We start from the raw sequence: 13,535 nt of genomic DNA on the forward strand, positions 1-13,535 counted from the left end.
AATACCACGGGAACGCCGGGCTCGCGACGTATTCCGGTAACGAATTTCCATCGGGCTCTTGGCGGCGGGAACCGTCGGCCTCTACAGTCCGTCAACGTCTCACGTAGTGCGGAGCCGGGGAGGCTCCGGGTGAGCAGGCACATCACGAGGGGAGCTTGGGGGATGGAATCCACACCACAGAGCTGGCGCATCCGCGCCCTCTGCCGGGACGCGGATCCGGATGAGCTGTTCGTGCGGGGAGCGGACCAGAACCGGGCGAAGCTGGTCTGCATGGGGTGCCCGGTGCGCACCGAATGCCTGGCCGAGGCGCTGGACAACCGCATCAGCTTCGGCATCTGGGGAGGGATGACCGAACGGGAGCGCCGCGCCCTGCTGCGACGGCGCCCGGACGTCGAATCCTGGACCGACCTGCTGGACTCGGCGCGCAAGGACTTCGTCGAGGCGTCCTAGGACGCCAGTCGGTCGCCGATCTCGCGGAGGCCGGCAATGTCGTGGACGTCGCTGGGGAGCGCGGGCACCTCGACGAGGGGGACTCCGGGATGGGCGCGCGTGAAGCGCGCCAGCAGCCGCTTCTCGCGTTCCGCCAGCGCCACCCGGTCGGCGTGCAGCTGCAGCACCGCGGTGGCCAGCGGGGCGGTCGACTCCAGCTTCTCGGCGGCGGACAGCGCCGCCGTCGCCGAGAGGTCCGCCAGCACCGGGTGGGTCCGGTTCGCGACCAGCCCGGCCAGCGGCATGTTCTCGCCGCCGAGCCGCTCGACGAAGTAGCTCGCCTCGCGCAGGGCGTCCGGCTCCGGCGCGGCCACCACCAGGAACGACGTGCCCTCCGAGCGCAGCAGCTCGGCGGTCTTGCGGGCGCGTTCCCGGAACCCGCCGAACATGCTGTCGAAGGCCTGCATGAACGCCGACGCGTCAGCCAGCAGCTGCCCGCCGATGATCGTCGACACGGCCTTCGCGAAGATCGAGAACCCGGTGCTGACCACCTTCCGCAGACCCCAGCCGCCCGCTTTCGCCGGCCCGGTCAGCAGCCGGATCATGCGCCCGTCGAGCGCGCTGGACAGCCGGTTCGGCGCGTCCAGAAAGTCCAGCGCGGACCGGCTCGGCGGGGTGTCCACCACGATCAGGTCCCACTCGTCGGTGGCCGCGAGCTGGCCCAGCTTCTCCATCGCCATGTACTCCTGCGTGCCGGAGAACGACGTGGAAATGGTCTGGTAGAAGGGGTTCGCGAGCAGCGCCTCGGCGCGTTCCGGGCCGGCGTGGGTGCGCACCATGTCGTCGAAGGTGCGCCGCATGTCGAGCATCATCGCCCATAGCTCGCCCTTGGGCTCGAACCCGGCGACCGACACCTGCCGCGGGTGGTTGCCCAGCTCCCGCAGCCCGAGCGCCTGCGCCAGCCGCCGCGCCGGGTCGATCGTGAGCACCACCGTCTGGCGGCCGCGCTCGGCCGCGCGCAACGCCAGCGCCGCGGCGGTGGTGGTCTTGCCCACCCCGCCGGAACCGCAGCACACGACGATCCGCGTCGTCGGGTCGTCGATCAACGCGTCGACGTCGAGCCGCTCGGTCATCAGCGCACCCCTTGGTCGGTCAGCGACTCCGCGAGGTCGTACAGCGCGGCGAGGTCGATACCGCCGGACTCCTCCGGCAGCTCCAGCGTCGGCAGGTCCGCCTCGGCGAGCTGCTCCCGCGCCCGCTGCTCGGCGGCGAGCCGGATCGCGTGCTCGACGGTCTCCGCGACCAGCGCGTCCATGGTGGCGTCGGGCAGTTCGAGCCCGGCCGAGGCCAGCCCGCTGCGCACCCGCGAGGCGTCCACCCGACCGTCCGCGGCAGGCGAGATCGACCGGGCGGGCAGCCGCGGCGGCCGCACCCGGTTGACCAGTACCGCGCCCGGCCGCAGGTCGGCGCCGTCCAGCTCGGCCACCGCCTCCACGGTCTCGCGCACCGGCATCTCCTCCAGGAGCGTCACCAGGTGCACGACCGTCTCCTCGGAGTGCAGCAGCCGCACGACGCCCTCGGCCTGGCCGCGGATCGGGCCCGCCTTCGCCAGGTCGGTCAGCGCCTTTGTGACGTCGAGGAACTTGACCACGCGGCCGGTCGGCGGCGCGTCGACCACGACCGCGTCGTAGACGTGCCTGCCGTCCGGGCCGGTCCGCCCGACGCACTCCTTGATCTTGCCGGTGAGCAGCACGTCCCGCAGGCCCGGCGCGAGCGTGGTGGCGAACTCGATCGCCCCCATCCGGCGCAGCGTCCGGCCCGCGAAGCCCAGGTTGTAGAACATCTCGAAGTACTCGAGCAGCGCCGCTTCCACGTCGATGTGCAGCGCCCGCAGCTCACCGCCACCGGGCACCGCCGCGATCCGCTGCTCGGCGTAGGGCAGCGGCTCGGTGTCGAAGAGCTGGGCGAACCCCTGCCTGCCCTCGACCTCGACCAGCAGCACCCGGCGTCCGTGGCTGGCCAGCGCGATCCCGAGTGCCGCGGCCATGGTCGTCTTGCCGGTGCCGCCCTTGCCGGTGACGAAGTGCAACCGGGCGCGGGCGAGCTCGTCGGTCCATCCGGCCAGGGGTGTGCTCACACGATCCAGCGTAAGCCAGCGATCACGCTGCCGCCGCGAGGAGAGCTTCCCATCACCACTAGATTGGCCCCCATGAGCGCCACGAAGTGGGAGTACGCCACGGTTCCGTTGCTGATCCACGCGACCAAGCAGATCCTCGACCAGTGGGGCGAGGACGGCTGGGAGCTGGTGACCGTGCTGCCGAACCCGAGCGGGGAGCAGCACGTCGCCTACCTCAAGCGGGCCAAGGCATGAGGGAGCTTGCGACCGAGTCATCGAGCACCATGCTCGCCGACGTGGTGATACTGCCGCGGCTTGCCGCGTCCGGAGAGGAGGCGGCATGAGCTGGGGCGACCGCCTGGCCGAACTGGGGATCGAGCTGCCGGGCGTCGCCGCGCCGGTTGCCGCCTACGTGCCTGCGGTGCGCAGCGGCTCGATGGTCTACACGTCGGGCCAGCTGCCGTTCGTCGGGGGCGAGCTCGCCGCGACCGGCAAGGTCGGGGCCGAGGTCAGCCCGGAGGAGGCCAAGCGCCACGCCCGGACGGCGGCGCTGAACGCGATCGCGGCGGTGGACGCGCTCGTCGGTCTCGAGTCGATCGTCCGGATCGTGAAGGTCGTCGGGTTCGTCGCGTCCGCGGAGGGGTTCACCGGCCAGCCGGCCGTGATCAACGGCGCGTCGGAGCTCTTCGGCGAGATTTTCGGCGACGCGGGCGCGCACGCCCGCTCGGCGGTGGGTGTGGCCGAGTTGCCGCTGGGGGCGCCGGTCGAGGTCGAACTGATTGTCGAGGTGAGCTGATGGACCCGGACATCGAGGCCGCGTGCCACGAGCTGTTGCTGCGGCTGGCCGGGCGCATGCCCGACCGGCTGCTGTGGCGCTACCGGGACTGGCTGGGCGAGGGCGCGATGTCGACCTTGGCTCGAACGTTGCCGCGCACGTTGCTCAAGCACAACATCGACCTCGACCAGCCGGAGTATCGCCTGCTCGTGGCGGGCCTCGTGCCGCACGGCGCGGACTGGCACCAGGTGAGTTCGACCCTGGGGGTGGACGAGGTCGGCGAGAACCGGTACACATTCACCCCGAGTGCACCCGATCAGGTGAACTCGGTTGACTCGGTGTCCGCGCTGGTCCACGCCACCCTGCGGGGTCGGCCGGACGTCGGCGAGGTGCGGCAGAGCTGGCGTCAGCGCACGGGGGAGGAATCCAAGCGCGTGCTGTTGATCACGGCCCTGTCGGGGCTGCCGAGGCTGACCGGGGAGCTGCAGCGGGTCCTGCGGGTGCTGGGGGACGAGGAACCCAGCGTCGAGGTGATGCCGCCGCGGTTCGAGCTGCCGGAGTACCACCAGGCCGCACTGGCGAGCTCCGAGCTCGTCTGCGTCGGTGCGGTGGACACCGGGAACCGGCTCGTCGCCGCGTAACGGCACTCCTGCCGAGCTGGAGGGAGAAAGTCAGATGGTGGACGTCCACGACGGGATCGCGGGCGACGGGTTCGCGGTGCCGTTGCGCCTGCACAACCTGTTGCTGGGTCTGGCAGGACGCCTGGACGACAGCCTGCTGTCGGAGGCGCGCGAGCTGATCGCGCGAGCGCGCCTCGACGAGGCCGCCGAGCTGACCACGGGCGCGCTGATCGCGGGCCGGTTGCCGGTCCGCGAGGCGGAGCGGCACGAGCTGGCGCTGGTGCTGGAGCTGACGCGGTCCGACGCGACGCTCGCCGACCAGCTGGTGGTGAACGACCCGGAGGCCGAGACCGGCGTCCTGCACCGCTTCACCGGTGACAACCACCCCGAGCACGGCATCGCCGACGCGCTCGACCGCACCCTCCAGGTGCTGCCGGACCTGCGGTCGGTGCACGCGGTGTGGCGCAACACCCCGGCCGGCAGCGTGCCGGGCCCGCTGCCGCAGCGCGTGGTGCTCGTCGAGATCGGCCCGGAGGGCAACCCGCCTGCCGCCGCGTACCGCATCGACGCCGCTCTGCGGCGCGCCGGGATCCGGTCGGTCGTCGAGGTCACCGGGCCGTCCACCGAGCGCTCCCGCTACCACGAGCAGGCGCTCACCGCGGCCACCGCGGTGTGGCTCTCCGGCGGGGCCGTCCCGTCGTCCGCTCCCACGGCGCCGGCGCAGCGCCAGGGCTCCGGCCGTCACGTGGCGCACGCCACGGTCGCGGCCGGGGACGAGCCCGAGGAGCCCGAACCTCCGGCCGCGGAGGAGACCACCACCACCGAAGCGGCAGCGGAGACCGAGCCCACCGAGGTCGTCGCGTCCTCCGGCGGGCCGGGCCACGTGTTCAAGCCGCGCGAGGAGGGCCCCGAGCCCAGCCGCGTGGAGAACACGATGGACATGACGTCCGAGGAGGTCGCGCAGCTGCGGGCGCAGCTGGCGGCGGAGGACGGCGAGAAGCCCAGAGCCGTGGCCTCGGCGACGATCGGCCCGGGTGAAGTGATCGAAATCCCGGAGCTCGACCTCAACGACCCGCAGCTGTCCGAGCGCGACCGCCAGCTCCTGCGTGAGCTGCACGCCGAGCTCGCCGAGCGGGAGCGCGCCGAGGCCGCCAAGGTGCGGGCGAACGGTTCGAGCCGGTCCGAGGACGACCCGCGCTGGGTCGACGGCTTCTCCGGCTCGTGATTCCCACGTAAGTTGCGTCATGTGGTGCAACTTGATTTCCGGATCCCGGGGAGCATGAACTTCTCCGTCGCGGAGCCGGCCGAACCGGCCGTGCCCCGCGACGCGGCGACGGTGCTGTTGCTGCGGGACGGCGCGAACGGTCTCGAAGTCTTCCTCCAGCGGCGCGTGGCGGCGATGGCGTTCGCCGCGGGCATGACGGTCTTCCCCGGCGGCGGGGTGGACCAGCGCGACGCCGACGCGACGATCGCCTGGGCCGGTCCGCCCGCCGCGGACTGGGCGGGCTGGTTCAACGGGACCGAGCAGGTGGCGCGCGCCCTGGTGTGCGCGGCGGTGCGGGAGACCTTCGAGGAGTCCGGGGTGCTGCTGGCAGGCACCGCGGACGAGGTCGTCACGGACACCGCCCGGTACGCGGGCGCGCGGGACGAGCTGGTGTCGCGGGAGCTGTCGCTGGCCGACTTCCTGGCTCGCGAGGGCCTCACCCTGCGCTCCGACCTGCTCCGCCCGTGGGCGCACTGGATCACCCCGGTGCAGGAGAAGCGCCGCTACGACACCCGTTTCTTCGCCGCGATCCTGCCCGCGGGGCAGGAGGCCGACGGGAAGACGACCGAGGCCGAGTCCTCCGGCTGGTGGCGGCCCGCCGACGCGCTGGCCGACGCCGAGGCCGGCCGCAGCATGCTGATGCCGCCGACCTGGCACACGCTCACCGAGCTGGCCTCGTTCGGCACCGCCGAGGAGGCGCTGGCCGCGGAGCGGACGGTCGAGGCGATCATCCCGAAGCTGATCCGCGAGGGCGACGCGATCCGGGTGGTCGCGGAATGAGCCACCCCGCCTACGGCGTGCGCCGCGAGGTCTCGCCTTCCGCAGCCGTCGTGCTGGAGAACAACCCGTCGACGATGACGCTGGACGGCACGAACACCTGGGTGCTGCGGGCGCCCGGCTCGGCCGAGTGCGTCATCGTGGACCCCGGTTACCAGGACCTGGACCACCTGCCGCTGCTCACCGAGCAGGGCCCGGTGGCGATGATCCTGCTCACCCACCACCACCCGGACCACACCGAGGGCGCGCCGTGGCTGGCCGAGCGGGTGCAGGCGCCGGTGCGGGCCTTCGACGCGGCCCTGTGCCGGGACGCGGACCCGTTCGCCGACGGTGACGTGATCTCCGCGGCGGGCCTGGACATCGAGGTCCTGCACACACCCGGCCACACCGGCGACTCGGTGTGCCTGCGTGTCGGGGACCAGGTCCTGACCGGCGACACGATCCTCGGCCGCGGCACCACGGTGCTCACCGACCTCGGCTCGTACCTGGACTCCCTGCGACGGCTGGTCGACCTGCCGTCCGGGCTGCTCACGCTGCCCGGCCACGGCCCGGAGATGGCCGACCTGCGGGTGATCGCGCAGGAGTACCTGGACCACCGCGAGCAGCGGCTGGACCAGGTCCGGGCGGCGCTGGACAAGCTCGGCGCGGACGCCACCGCTCGGCAGGTGGTCGAGGTCGTCTACGCCGACGTCGACCGTGCGCTGTGGGCACCGGCCGAGCACAGCGTCAAGGCGCAACTGGAGTACCTCAGGAGAGGTTGACGCGGCTTGCGTGGCGGTGCTGGTGGCGGAACCTGAGGCGGCCCCTGGCTGGGGGATCGCCTCCTCATGTATGCCGATACACCACGTCGGCGCTGTCCTCGCCAGGAACCACCTCAGAACCCGCGGCGGTGTCAGCGCACGGCCCACTCCAAGCGGCTCCGCCGCTTCGAAATCCGGTCTAACCGGACTGCGTGAGGTCGGTCCGCGCCGCCAGCTCGGTGACCACCTCGAGCAGGCGGCGCAGGGCCGGCTTGTCCGCGTCCGGCAGCCACAGCACCTGCGTGGCTGCCTGCTCACCGGCCAGCGGCACGAACACCACCCCGGTGCGGCGCAGGCTGTGCGCCGAGCGGGCCAGCCGGGACACCCCCACCCCGGCGGCCACCAGGCCGAGCAGGTTCTGCACACTGCCCGCCCGCTGGACGACGTCCGGCTCGTAACCGGCCCGCCGGAAGTCCTCGTCGTACTTGCGGTGCCACGGCGGCCACGAACTGCGCTCGGTGAGCACCCACGGCTCGTCCGCGAGGTCGGCCAGCGTCAGCTCCGCGCGATCGGCCAGCGGGTGGCCTTCGGGCAGGACGGCGCACACCTCTTCGACGGCCAGCGTGCGCGCGGCGAGCCCGTCCACCAGCGGCGGACGGCTGAACGCGGCGTCGTAGCGGCCTTCGCGCAGCTCCTCGACGAGGGTGGCGACCGAGGTGTCCTCGGTGGTCAGCCGCACGTCCGGGTAGCGCTCGCGGAAGGCCCGCACGACCGGTGGCAGCAGGTAGTTCGCGGTGCTCGCGAGAAAGGCCACGGTGAGCTCGCCCACCTCGCCGCGGCCGGCCCTGGCGAGGGTCGTCACCGCCTGTTCGGCGCGGTCGAGCACCGCCTTCGCCTCCGGCAGGAACCGCCGCCCGAGATCGGTGAGGCGGGTGCCGCGGCTGTCCCGGTCGAGCAGGCGGGCGCCGAGCGTGCGCTCCAGCACCGTGATCTGCTGCGACAGCGACTGCTGCGCGATCCCGAGCCGCCTGGCGGCCGCGGTGAAGCTCAGCTCGTCGGCGACCGCGACGAAGTACCGCAGTTGCCGCAGCTCGGGAAGCCTCCAGGTGCTGACTGTAGCCGCGGTTGGAAACGCGTGTTGGACGCTCCGGGTGATCTTGGTGAGGCTGGTGGCATGACGAGGACGGAACGGGTTTGGCTGATCACCGGGTGCTCCGCGGGTTTCGGGCGGGAGCTGGTCCGCGCGGCGGTGGCGGCCGGGGACCGGGTGATGGCGACCGCGCGGCGACCCGAGCAGCTGGCTGACCTCGCCGGCGACCGGGTGCGCACGCACGCGCTCGACGTGACCGACCCGGCGCAGGTGGCGGAGGCCGTGCAGGCGACGCTGCGCGAGTTCGGCCGCATCGACGTCGTGGTGAACAACGCCGGTCACGGGTCGGTCGGCGCGGTCGAGGAGTTCACGATGGACGAGTTGCGGTCGGTGATGGAGGTGATGTTCTTCGGCGCGGTCGCGGTCACCAAGGCGGTGGTGCCGCACCTGCGTGAGCAGGGCAGCGGCGCGATCGTGCAGATCAGCTCGATGGGCGGGCAGCTGTCGATGCCCGGGTTCGGCGCCTACTGCGCGGCGAAGTTCGCGCTGGAGGGCATGTCCGAGGCGCTGGCCGCGGAGGTGGAGCCGTTCGGGGTCCGGGTGCTGATCGTCGAGCCGGGCGCGTTCCGCACCGAGTTCGGCGGCGCGCGGATGCACCGGTCGCGCGAGATCGAGGCCTACCGCGACCTGCCGACCCGGGCCGCGGTGGACACGATGGACGGCACGCAACCCGGCGACCCGGCGAAGGCAGCGCAGGCGATCGTGCGGGTGCTGGACGCCGAAAAGCCCCCACTGCGGCTCGCGCTGGGCGCCGACGCGGTGGAGGCCTTGCGCGGCAAGCACGCGGAGCTACGCGCCGACCTCGACGCGTGGGAGGAGGTCAGCCGCTCCACGGCGCTTTAGGCGGCCAGGACGTGCTCGCGCGGTGCCTTGACCGTGCCGCGCAGCAGGTACACCACCGCGGCGATCACCAGCGCCGCCGCGGTCGCCGCGAGGAACGCCGCCGACGGGCCGGCGTGCTCGACCAGGTAGCCGCTGACCGACTGCCCGAACGCGAGCCCCAGCGTCACCGCGGTCAGCACCCAGCCGAACGCCTCGGCGGCGGTGCCCTTCGGGGCGACCAGTTCGATCGCCGCCGAGTGCGTCGCCGACTGCGGGGTGATCAGCGCGCCCGCGGCGAGCATCGCGATCGCGAGGCCCCACAGCGTCGACGGCCAGGCCAGCAGCGCCACGAGCACGCCGAACCCGGCCAGCAGCACCGGCAACCGCAGCGGCATCTCCCGCGGCCACGGCCGCAGGCTGTACGCCACGCCGAACGCGACCGAGCTGACCGACCACACCGACAGCAGCACGCCGCCGAGCGCCGGCGACCCGGCCTCGGTGGCCGCGGCGGGCACGGCGACCTCGACGAACCCGATGACCACACCGAACCCGAGCGCGGCGAGTGCGAGCGTCCGCATGCCGGGGCTGCTCAGCGCGCCCAGCAGCGAGTGGTGGGTCCGGCCGGCCGGTCCCCACGCCCGGACGGCCGGGCTCAGCGCGAACAGCACCGCGCCCGCCACCATGCACGCTCCGCCCGCGACCATCCCGGTGCCCGGCCACGGCGCGGCGACCAGCAGGCCGGCCAGGCCGGGCCCGAGGATGAAGAAGACCTCCATGCTGATCGCCTCGTAGGCGTACGCCGCGTTGCGTGCGGCCTCGGCGGGCACCAGGCGTCCCCACAGCGCCCGCGACGCCGAACCGACCATCGGCTCGGTGACCCCGATGCCGAACGCGAGCGCGACCAGCACCAGGGTCGCCGCGTGGGCCTCGATCGCCAGCGCGAGCGTCACCAGGATCACCGCGAACATCGCCGCGGTGGACAGCAGCGGCCGCGTCGGGCCGAAGCGGTCGATCAGCCTGCCCTGCACGACGGACCCCACCGCGACGCCCACCAGCGAGCTGGCCGACACCAGCCCGGCGACGGCGAACGACCCCATCTCCTGCTGCACGTAGAGGAGCGCGGACAGGCCGATCATCGCGATCGGCAGACGCGCGAGGATGGACGCGACCATCGGACGGGTCGCGCCCGGCGTGGTCAGGGCAGCGCGATAGTCGGCGAGGGAAGTCTGGGACACGCGTACCAGTATGCCTCATTTTGGTACGTGAGTACCAGTTATTTACCGCTCAGGTCTCGGTTCGGTAACGGCCCAGAACTTTTCGCCGGACCCACGCAACGAACCCGCAACGGGCGCGTCTATGGGGGTGAACGGCCTTGAACCTCGGGGTATGGGCCGTGGCAAGGTTGACAAGTAGATAAAGCTCCCTCCGGCAAAGGGTCGGGGCCGGAACCGGAGGGCGGGGAGCGCGGTCTGTCGGGGGATGGCCCGCGCGAAAAGCAAAAGAACCGGTGCGCCACGTCGGGGGTGGCGCCCGGTTCTTTTGTTTTTGCTGGTGTCAGCGAGCGCGGCGGGCCAGGCGCTCCGGGTCCAGGATCAGCACCGACTTGCCTTCCAGCCGCAGCCAGCCGCGGTGCGCGAAGTCGGCCAGCGCCTTGTTCACGGTCTCCCGCGAGGCACCGACGTACTGGGCGATCTCCTCCTGCGTCAGGTCGTGCGTGACCCGCAGGATGCCGGCCTCCTGGCTGCCGAACCGCTGCGCCAGCTGCAGCAGCGCGCGCGCCACGCGGCCGGGGACGTCGGTGAAGATCAGCTCGGCGACCATGTTGTTCGTCCGGCGCAGCCTGCGGGCGATGACCCGCAGCAGCTGCTCGGCGATCTCCGGCCGGTTCGCGATCCACTTCCGCAGCGACGGCCGGTCCATCGACACCGCCCGCACCTCGGTGACCGTCGTCGCGGTCGAGGTGCGCGGGCCCGGGTCGAAGATCGACAGCTCGCCGAACATGTCCGAGGGGCCCGCGATCCACAGCAGGTTCTCCCGGCCGTCCGCCGACTTGCGGCCGATCTTCACCTTGCCGGACAGGATGATGTACAGCTTGTCGCCGGGCTCACCCTCGGAGAAGATCACATGACCCCGCGGGAACTCCACGGTCTCCAGGGTCTGGGCGAGCGCCTCAGCCGCGGCCGGCTCCACCCCCTGGAAGATGCCCGCCCGGGCCAGGGTCTCGTCCACCTCGTGCCTCCTCGTCGGTGGCGACCGTGTTCCCGCGAGCCGGGGCGTGTCGCCGATCACTTGCGTGCAGTCTAGGCCGTTCGGACGAGATCGCCTCAGGGCACGCCGAGGACAGACCGATCACCGCCCGGCCGGGCGAGGGCGATCTCGCTCCGAAGAGACAGCCTAACCGTCGCGCGCAGCGCGTCCGTTGAGGGTGGTGGTGGGAGGCGCGCGGGACTGATCCTCGCTGAATCGGTCGAGGTCAGCGGGCCTCAGCCGCGGCTCTTGCGCGGGCGCGTCTTGGCCGCGCGACCACCGAGGCGGCGCAGCCGGAACAGCTCCAGCGCGCGGCCGATCCCGTGCCCGTACAGCGCCCTGACCTCGTTCGGCCGGGCCTGCTCCAGGAACTCCTCGACCTCTTCCTCCTGGACCGCGACGTGGCGCAGCCGGTTCTCCACCCGTTCCATCGCCAGAGCGAAGAACATCATCACGAGTGGCACCGCTACTACGAACCAGACAGTCATCGGTTCTGATCCTCGCTCATCACGGGTTCGGGGGTGGTGTCAGGGGTCCGGCGTGTCGGCTTCCGTAGGCTAGCGGCGTGCCGAATGCGTCTCATGTCAGCCCTCGCAAGGGCACGGAGAGCCGCCTCGCACTCGTGAGACGCGCACGCCGGATGCTTCGTTGCCTCACCGACGCGTATCCGGACGCGCACTGCGAACTCGACTTCACCACACCGCTGGAGTTGCTGATCGCGGTCGTGCTGTCGGCGCAGACCACGGACGTGCGGGTCAACGAGGTGACCCCCGCCCTGTTCGCGCGCTACCGCACGGCCGCCGACTACGCGGGCGCGGACCGCACCGAGCTGGAGGAGCTGATCCGGCCCACCGGCTTCTTCCGCGCGAAGACGAACTCGCTGATGGGCCTCGGCGCCGCGCTGGTCGAGCGGTTCGACGGCGAGGTGCCGCGCAAGCTGGCGGACCTGGTCACGCTGCCCGGCGTCGGGCGCAAGACCGCGAACGTCGTGCTCGGCAACGCCTTCGACGTGCCGGGGATCACGGTGGACACCCACTTCGGCCGCCTGGTGCGCCGTTGGGGCTGGACCGCGGAGGAGGACCCGGTCAAGGTCGAGCACGAGGTCGGCGAGCTGATCCCCCGCAAGGAGTGGACGATGCTCTCGCACCGGGTGATCTTCCACGGCCGCCGCGTCTGCCACGCGCGCAAACCGGCCTGCGGCGCGTGCCCGCTGGCCCGCGACTGCCCCTCCTACGGCGCGGGCCCGACCGGGTTCGAGGAGGCCGCGAAGCTGGTCAAGGGCCCGGAGCGGGACCACCTGCTCGCGATGGTGACCAAGCAGTGACGACGGCGACCAGGTGGGCGCTCGTCGCCGGGGTGCTGGTGCTCGCGGTGATCGTCGCGGTGCTGCCGCAGGTCCGCTCGGACAGCCCGGTCGTGGGCCCGGACCTGACGGCGGCCAGGGCCGCCGCCGCGCTGGCGCCGTGCCCGTCCGGCGCCGGCGAGGTCGCCCAGCTCGCCGGCGTGCGCGCCGAATGCCTCGGCGACGGGACCACCGTCGACCTGGGCAGCGCGCTCGCCGGCCAGGTGACGCTGGTCAACGTGTGGGCCACCTGGTGCGAGCCGTGCCGGACCGAGCTGCCCGTGCTCCAGCGGTACGCGAGCGAGCCTGGCGCGGTGCGGGTCCTCACGGTGCAGGTGCAGAGCAAGCCGGACGACGGGCTGGAGCTCCTGGCCGATCTCGGGGTGCGGCTGCCGACCGTGTTCGACGGCGACGGCGGGAGCGGCCCGGTGCGCAGCGCGCTCAAGGTGCGCCCGGCGCTGCCGGCGTCCTACCTGGTCACCGCCGCGGGGGAGGTCCGCTTCATCGAGAGCCCACCCACGTTCACTGATCCTGAGCAGGTGCGCGAGGTCGTGCGGAGGCTGTCGTGAAGGGACCGCTCGTCGATCCGGCGTCGGTGCCGGACTGGTTGCGCCCGCTGGTCGAAATCAGCGGGAAGCTCGACTCGACCGCGTTCACCCGCTTCACCCCGCCCGAGGACGAGTTGACGCGCGCCGCGTCCGTGCTGATCCTGTTCGGCCACGGCGAGCGGGGGCCGGACGTGCTGCTGCTGCGCCGCGCGGACACGCTCGGTTCGCACGCGGGCCAGGTGGCTTTCCCGGGCGGCGGTGCCGACCCGGAGGACGCCGACGCGGTCGCCACCGCCCTGCGTGAGGCCGAGGAGGAGACCGGCGTCGACCCGGCCGGCGTGCGGCCGGTCGCGATCCTGCCGGAGCTGTTCATCCCGGTGTCCAAGTTCGCCGTGACGCCGGTGCTCGCCCATTGGCACGCGCCGTCGCCGGTGCACGCCGTCGACCCGGGGGAGACGGCGGCCGTGGCGAGGGTGCCGCTGGCCGACCTGGCCGATCCGGCGAACCGGTTCCAGGTGCGCCGGCCCGGGACCACCTACAAGGGCCCGGCTTTCACCGTGAACGGCCTGTTCGTGTGGGGGTTCACCGCGGGGCTGCTGACCGTCCTGCTCGAACTGGGCGGCTGGGCACGTGAGTGGGATCGCGGCGACGTTCGGGATCTTGACGTAGCGTTGCGCGATCATCTGCTCGCGACCGACTGAGGAG

Annotated in this window: 17 protein-coding genes; 11 read left to right on the forward strand and 6 right to left on the reverse strand. The window is 72.4% G+C overall.

The genetic code is table 11. The features are described from left to right. Positions 1-162: 162 nt before the first annotated feature. Entirely contained in the window at positions 163-450 is a 288-nt protein-coding gene (locus tag AMYTH_RS0131305) for a WhiB family transcriptional regulator (RefSeq protein WP_027933554.1), read from the forward strand. Here the strand turns inward: AMYTH_RS0131305 and AMYTH_RS0131310 are convergent. Continuing rightward, the gene (locus AMYTH_RS0131310) at positions 447-1,562 is read right to left on the reverse strand and encodes an ArsA family ATPase (RefSeq protein ID WP_027933555.1); all 1,116 of its coding nucleotides are present in this window, start codon (positions 1,560-1,562) and stop codon (positions 447-449) included. The genes AMYTH_RS0131305 and AMYTH_RS0131310 overlap by 4 nt on opposite strands. Then, positions 1,562-2,566, reverse strand: a complete 1,005-nt coding sequence (locus tag AMYTH_RS0131315) for an ArsA-related P-loop ATPase (RefSeq protein WP_017985510.1) — start codon at positions 2,564-2,566, stop codon at positions 1,562-1,564. Before AMYTH_RS0131315 ends, AMYTH_RS0131310 begins: the two co-directional genes overlap by 1 nt. A gap of 72 nt (positions 2,567-2,638) precedes the next feature. Here AMYTH_RS0131315 and AMYTH_RS49115 point away from each other — a divergent pair, with 72 nt between their 5' ends. The 6 genes from AMYTH_RS49115 (at position 2,639) to AMYTH_RS0131350 (ending at position 6,742) form a co-directional block, all read left to right on the forward strand. Then, positions 2,639-2,800, forward strand: a complete 162-nt coding sequence (locus AMYTH_RS49115; protein WP_017985509.1) for a DUF4177 domain-containing protein — start codon at positions 2,639-2,641, stop codon at positions 2,798-2,800. A gap of 85 nt (positions 2,801-2,885) precedes the next feature. Then, a complete protein-coding gene (locus AMYTH_RS0131330) occupies positions 2,886-3,341 on the forward strand; it encodes a RidA family protein (RefSeq protein ID WP_017985508.1) in 456 nt (151 codons plus the stop codon). Beyond that, positions 3,341-3,961 (forward strand): hypothetical protein, encoded by a 621-nt coding sequence (locus tag AMYTH_RS0131335; RefSeq protein ID WP_017985507.1) that lies wholly within the window; start codon positions 3,341-3,343, stop codon positions 3,959-3,961. The genes AMYTH_RS0131330 and AMYTH_RS0131335 overlap by 1 nt, the downstream gene beginning before the upstream one ends. Before the next feature lie 34 nt (positions 3,962-3,995). Beyond that, positions 3,996-5,165 (forward strand): hypothetical protein, encoded by a 1,170-nt coding sequence (locus tag AMYTH_RS0131340; RefSeq protein ID WP_027933556.1) that lies wholly within the window; start codon positions 3,996-3,998, stop codon positions 5,163-5,165. 54 nt (positions 5,166-5,219) lie between these two features. Next, entirely contained in the window at positions 5,220-5,984 is a 765-nt protein-coding gene (locus tag AMYTH_RS0131345; RefSeq protein ID WP_027933557.1) for an NUDIX hydrolase, read from the forward strand. Next, complete coding sequence (locus AMYTH_RS0131350; RefSeq protein WP_027933558.1) at positions 5,981-6,742, forward strand: MBL fold metallo-hydrolase; 762 nt, start codon at positions 5,981-5,983, stop codon at positions 6,740-6,742. The genes AMYTH_RS0131345 and AMYTH_RS0131350 overlap by 4 nt, the downstream gene beginning before the upstream one ends. A gap of 178 nt (positions 6,743-6,920) precedes the next feature. Here the strand turns inward: AMYTH_RS0131350 and AMYTH_RS0131355 are convergent, their stop codons facing one another. Then, entirely contained in the window at positions 6,921-7,877 is a 957-nt protein-coding gene (locus AMYTH_RS0131355; RefSeq protein WP_051363118.1) for a LysR family transcriptional regulator, read from the reverse strand. An 18-nt stretch (positions 7,878-7,895) separates the two neighbouring features. Between AMYTH_RS0131355 and AMYTH_RS0131360 the strand changes: the two genes are divergently transcribed. Continuing rightward, positions 7,896-8,714 carry an oxidoreductase gene (locus AMYTH_RS0131360; protein ID WP_027935479.1) on the forward strand — a complete coding sequence of 273 codons (819 nt, stop codon included), beginning with the start codon at positions 7,896-7,898 and terminating at the stop codon, positions 8,712-8,714. Here AMYTH_RS0131360 and AMYTH_RS0131365 read toward each other — a convergent pair. From AMYTH_RS0131365 to AMYTH_RS0131375, 3 genes are all read right to left on the reverse strand, one after another. Continuing rightward, positions 8,711-9,928, reverse strand: coding sequence for an MFS transporter (locus AMYTH_RS0131365; protein ID WP_027933560.1), 1,218 nt, complete (start codon positions 9,926-9,928; stop codon positions 8,711-8,713). The two genes, AMYTH_RS0131360 and AMYTH_RS0131365, sit on opposite strands and share 4 nt — an antisense overlap. 319 nt (positions 9,929-10,247) lie before the next feature. Continuing rightward, the gene (locus tag AMYTH_RS0131370; RefSeq protein ID WP_017985500.1) at positions 10,248-10,922 is read right to left on the reverse strand and encodes a Crp/Fnr family transcriptional regulator; all 675 of its coding nucleotides are present in this window, start codon (positions 10,920-10,922) and stop codon (positions 10,248-10,250) included. A 254-nt stretch (positions 10,923-11,176) separates the two neighbouring features. Then, on the reverse strand, positions 11,177-11,428 hold the full coding sequence (locus AMYTH_RS0131375; protein ID WP_027933561.1) for a hypothetical protein: 252 nt from the start codon (positions 11,426-11,428) through the stop codon (positions 11,177-11,179). A gap of 152 nt (positions 11,429-11,580) precedes the next feature. Between AMYTH_RS0131375 and nth the strand changes: the two genes are divergently transcribed. Genes nth through AMYTH_RS0131390 form a run of 3 tightly spaced genes read left to right on the forward strand, consistent with a single transcriptional unit; the run spans position 11,581 to position 13,531 of the window. Next, a complete protein-coding gene (gene nth / locus AMYTH_RS0131380) occupies positions 11,581-12,264 on the forward strand; it encodes an endonuclease III (protein ID WP_027933562.1) in 684 nt (227 codons plus the stop codon). Then, a complete protein-coding gene (locus AMYTH_RS0131385; protein ID WP_027933563.1) occupies positions 12,261-12,851 on the forward strand; it encodes a TlpA family protein disulfide reductase in 591 nt (196 codons plus the stop codon). The genes nth and AMYTH_RS0131385 overlap by 4 nt, the downstream gene beginning before the upstream one ends. Beyond that, complete coding sequence (locus AMYTH_RS0131390; RefSeq protein ID WP_027933564.1) at positions 12,848-13,531, forward strand: NUDIX hydrolase; 684 nt, start codon at positions 12,848-12,850, stop codon at positions 13,529-13,531. The genes AMYTH_RS0131385 and AMYTH_RS0131390 overlap by 4 nt, the downstream gene beginning before the upstream one ends. The last annotated feature ends 4 nt before the right edge of the window (positions 13,532-13,535 follow it).

Source organism: Amycolatopsis thermoflava N1165, from assembly GCF_000473265.1.
Taxonomy (GTDB): Bacteria; Actinomycetota; Actinomycetes; order Mycobacteriales; family Pseudonocardiaceae; genus Amycolatopsis_E; species Amycolatopsis_E thermoflava.

What these genes read in the sequence shown, in the direction of transcription:
- AMYTH_RS49115 (WP_017985509.1), top strand. Translation starts at nt 2,639, where the DNA reads ATGAGCGCCACGAAGTGGGAGTACGCCACGGTTCCGTTGCTGATCCAC.
- AMYTH_RS0131305 (WP_027933554.1), top strand. Translation starts at nt 163, where the DNA reads ATGGAATCCACACCACAGAGCTGGCGCATCCGCGCCCTCTGCCGGGAC.
- nth (WP_027933562.1), top strand. Translation starts at nt 11,581, where the DNA reads ATGCTTCGTTGCCTCACCGACGCGTATCCGGACGCGCACTGCGAACTC.
- AMYTH_RS0131310 (WP_027933555.1), bottom strand. Translation starts at nt 1,562, where the DNA reads ATGACCGAGCGGCTCGACGTCGACGCGTTGATCGACGACCCGACGACG.
- AMYTH_RS0131375 (WP_027933561.1), bottom strand. Translation starts at nt 11,428, where the DNA reads ATGACTGTCTGGTTCGTAGTAGCGGTGCCACTCGTGATGATGTTCTTC.
- AMYTH_RS0131330 (WP_017985508.1), top strand. Translation starts at nt 2,886, where the DNA reads ATGAGCTGGGGCGACCGCCTGGCCGAACTGGGGATCGAGCTGCCGGGC.
- AMYTH_RS0131350 (WP_027933558.1), top strand. Translation starts at nt 5,981, where the DNA reads ATGAGCCACCCCGCCTACGGCGTGCGCCGCGAGGTCTCGCCTTCCGCA.
- AMYTH_RS0131340 (WP_027933556.1), top strand. Translation starts at nt 3,996, where the DNA reads ATGGTGGACGTCCACGACGGGATCGCGGGCGACGGGTTCGCGGTGCCG.
- AMYTH_RS0131345 (WP_027933557.1), top strand. Translation starts at nt 5,220, where the DNA reads ATGAACTTCTCCGTCGCGGAGCCGGCCGAACCGGCCGTGCCCCGCGAC.
- AMYTH_RS0131335 (WP_017985507.1), top strand. Translation starts at nt 3,341, where the DNA reads ATGGACCCGGACATCGAGGCCGCGTGCCACGAGCTGTTGCTGCGGCTG.
- AMYTH_RS0131360 (WP_027935479.1), top strand. Translation starts at nt 7,896, where the DNA reads ATGACGAGGACGGAACGGGTTTGGCTGATCACCGGGTGCTCCGCGGGT.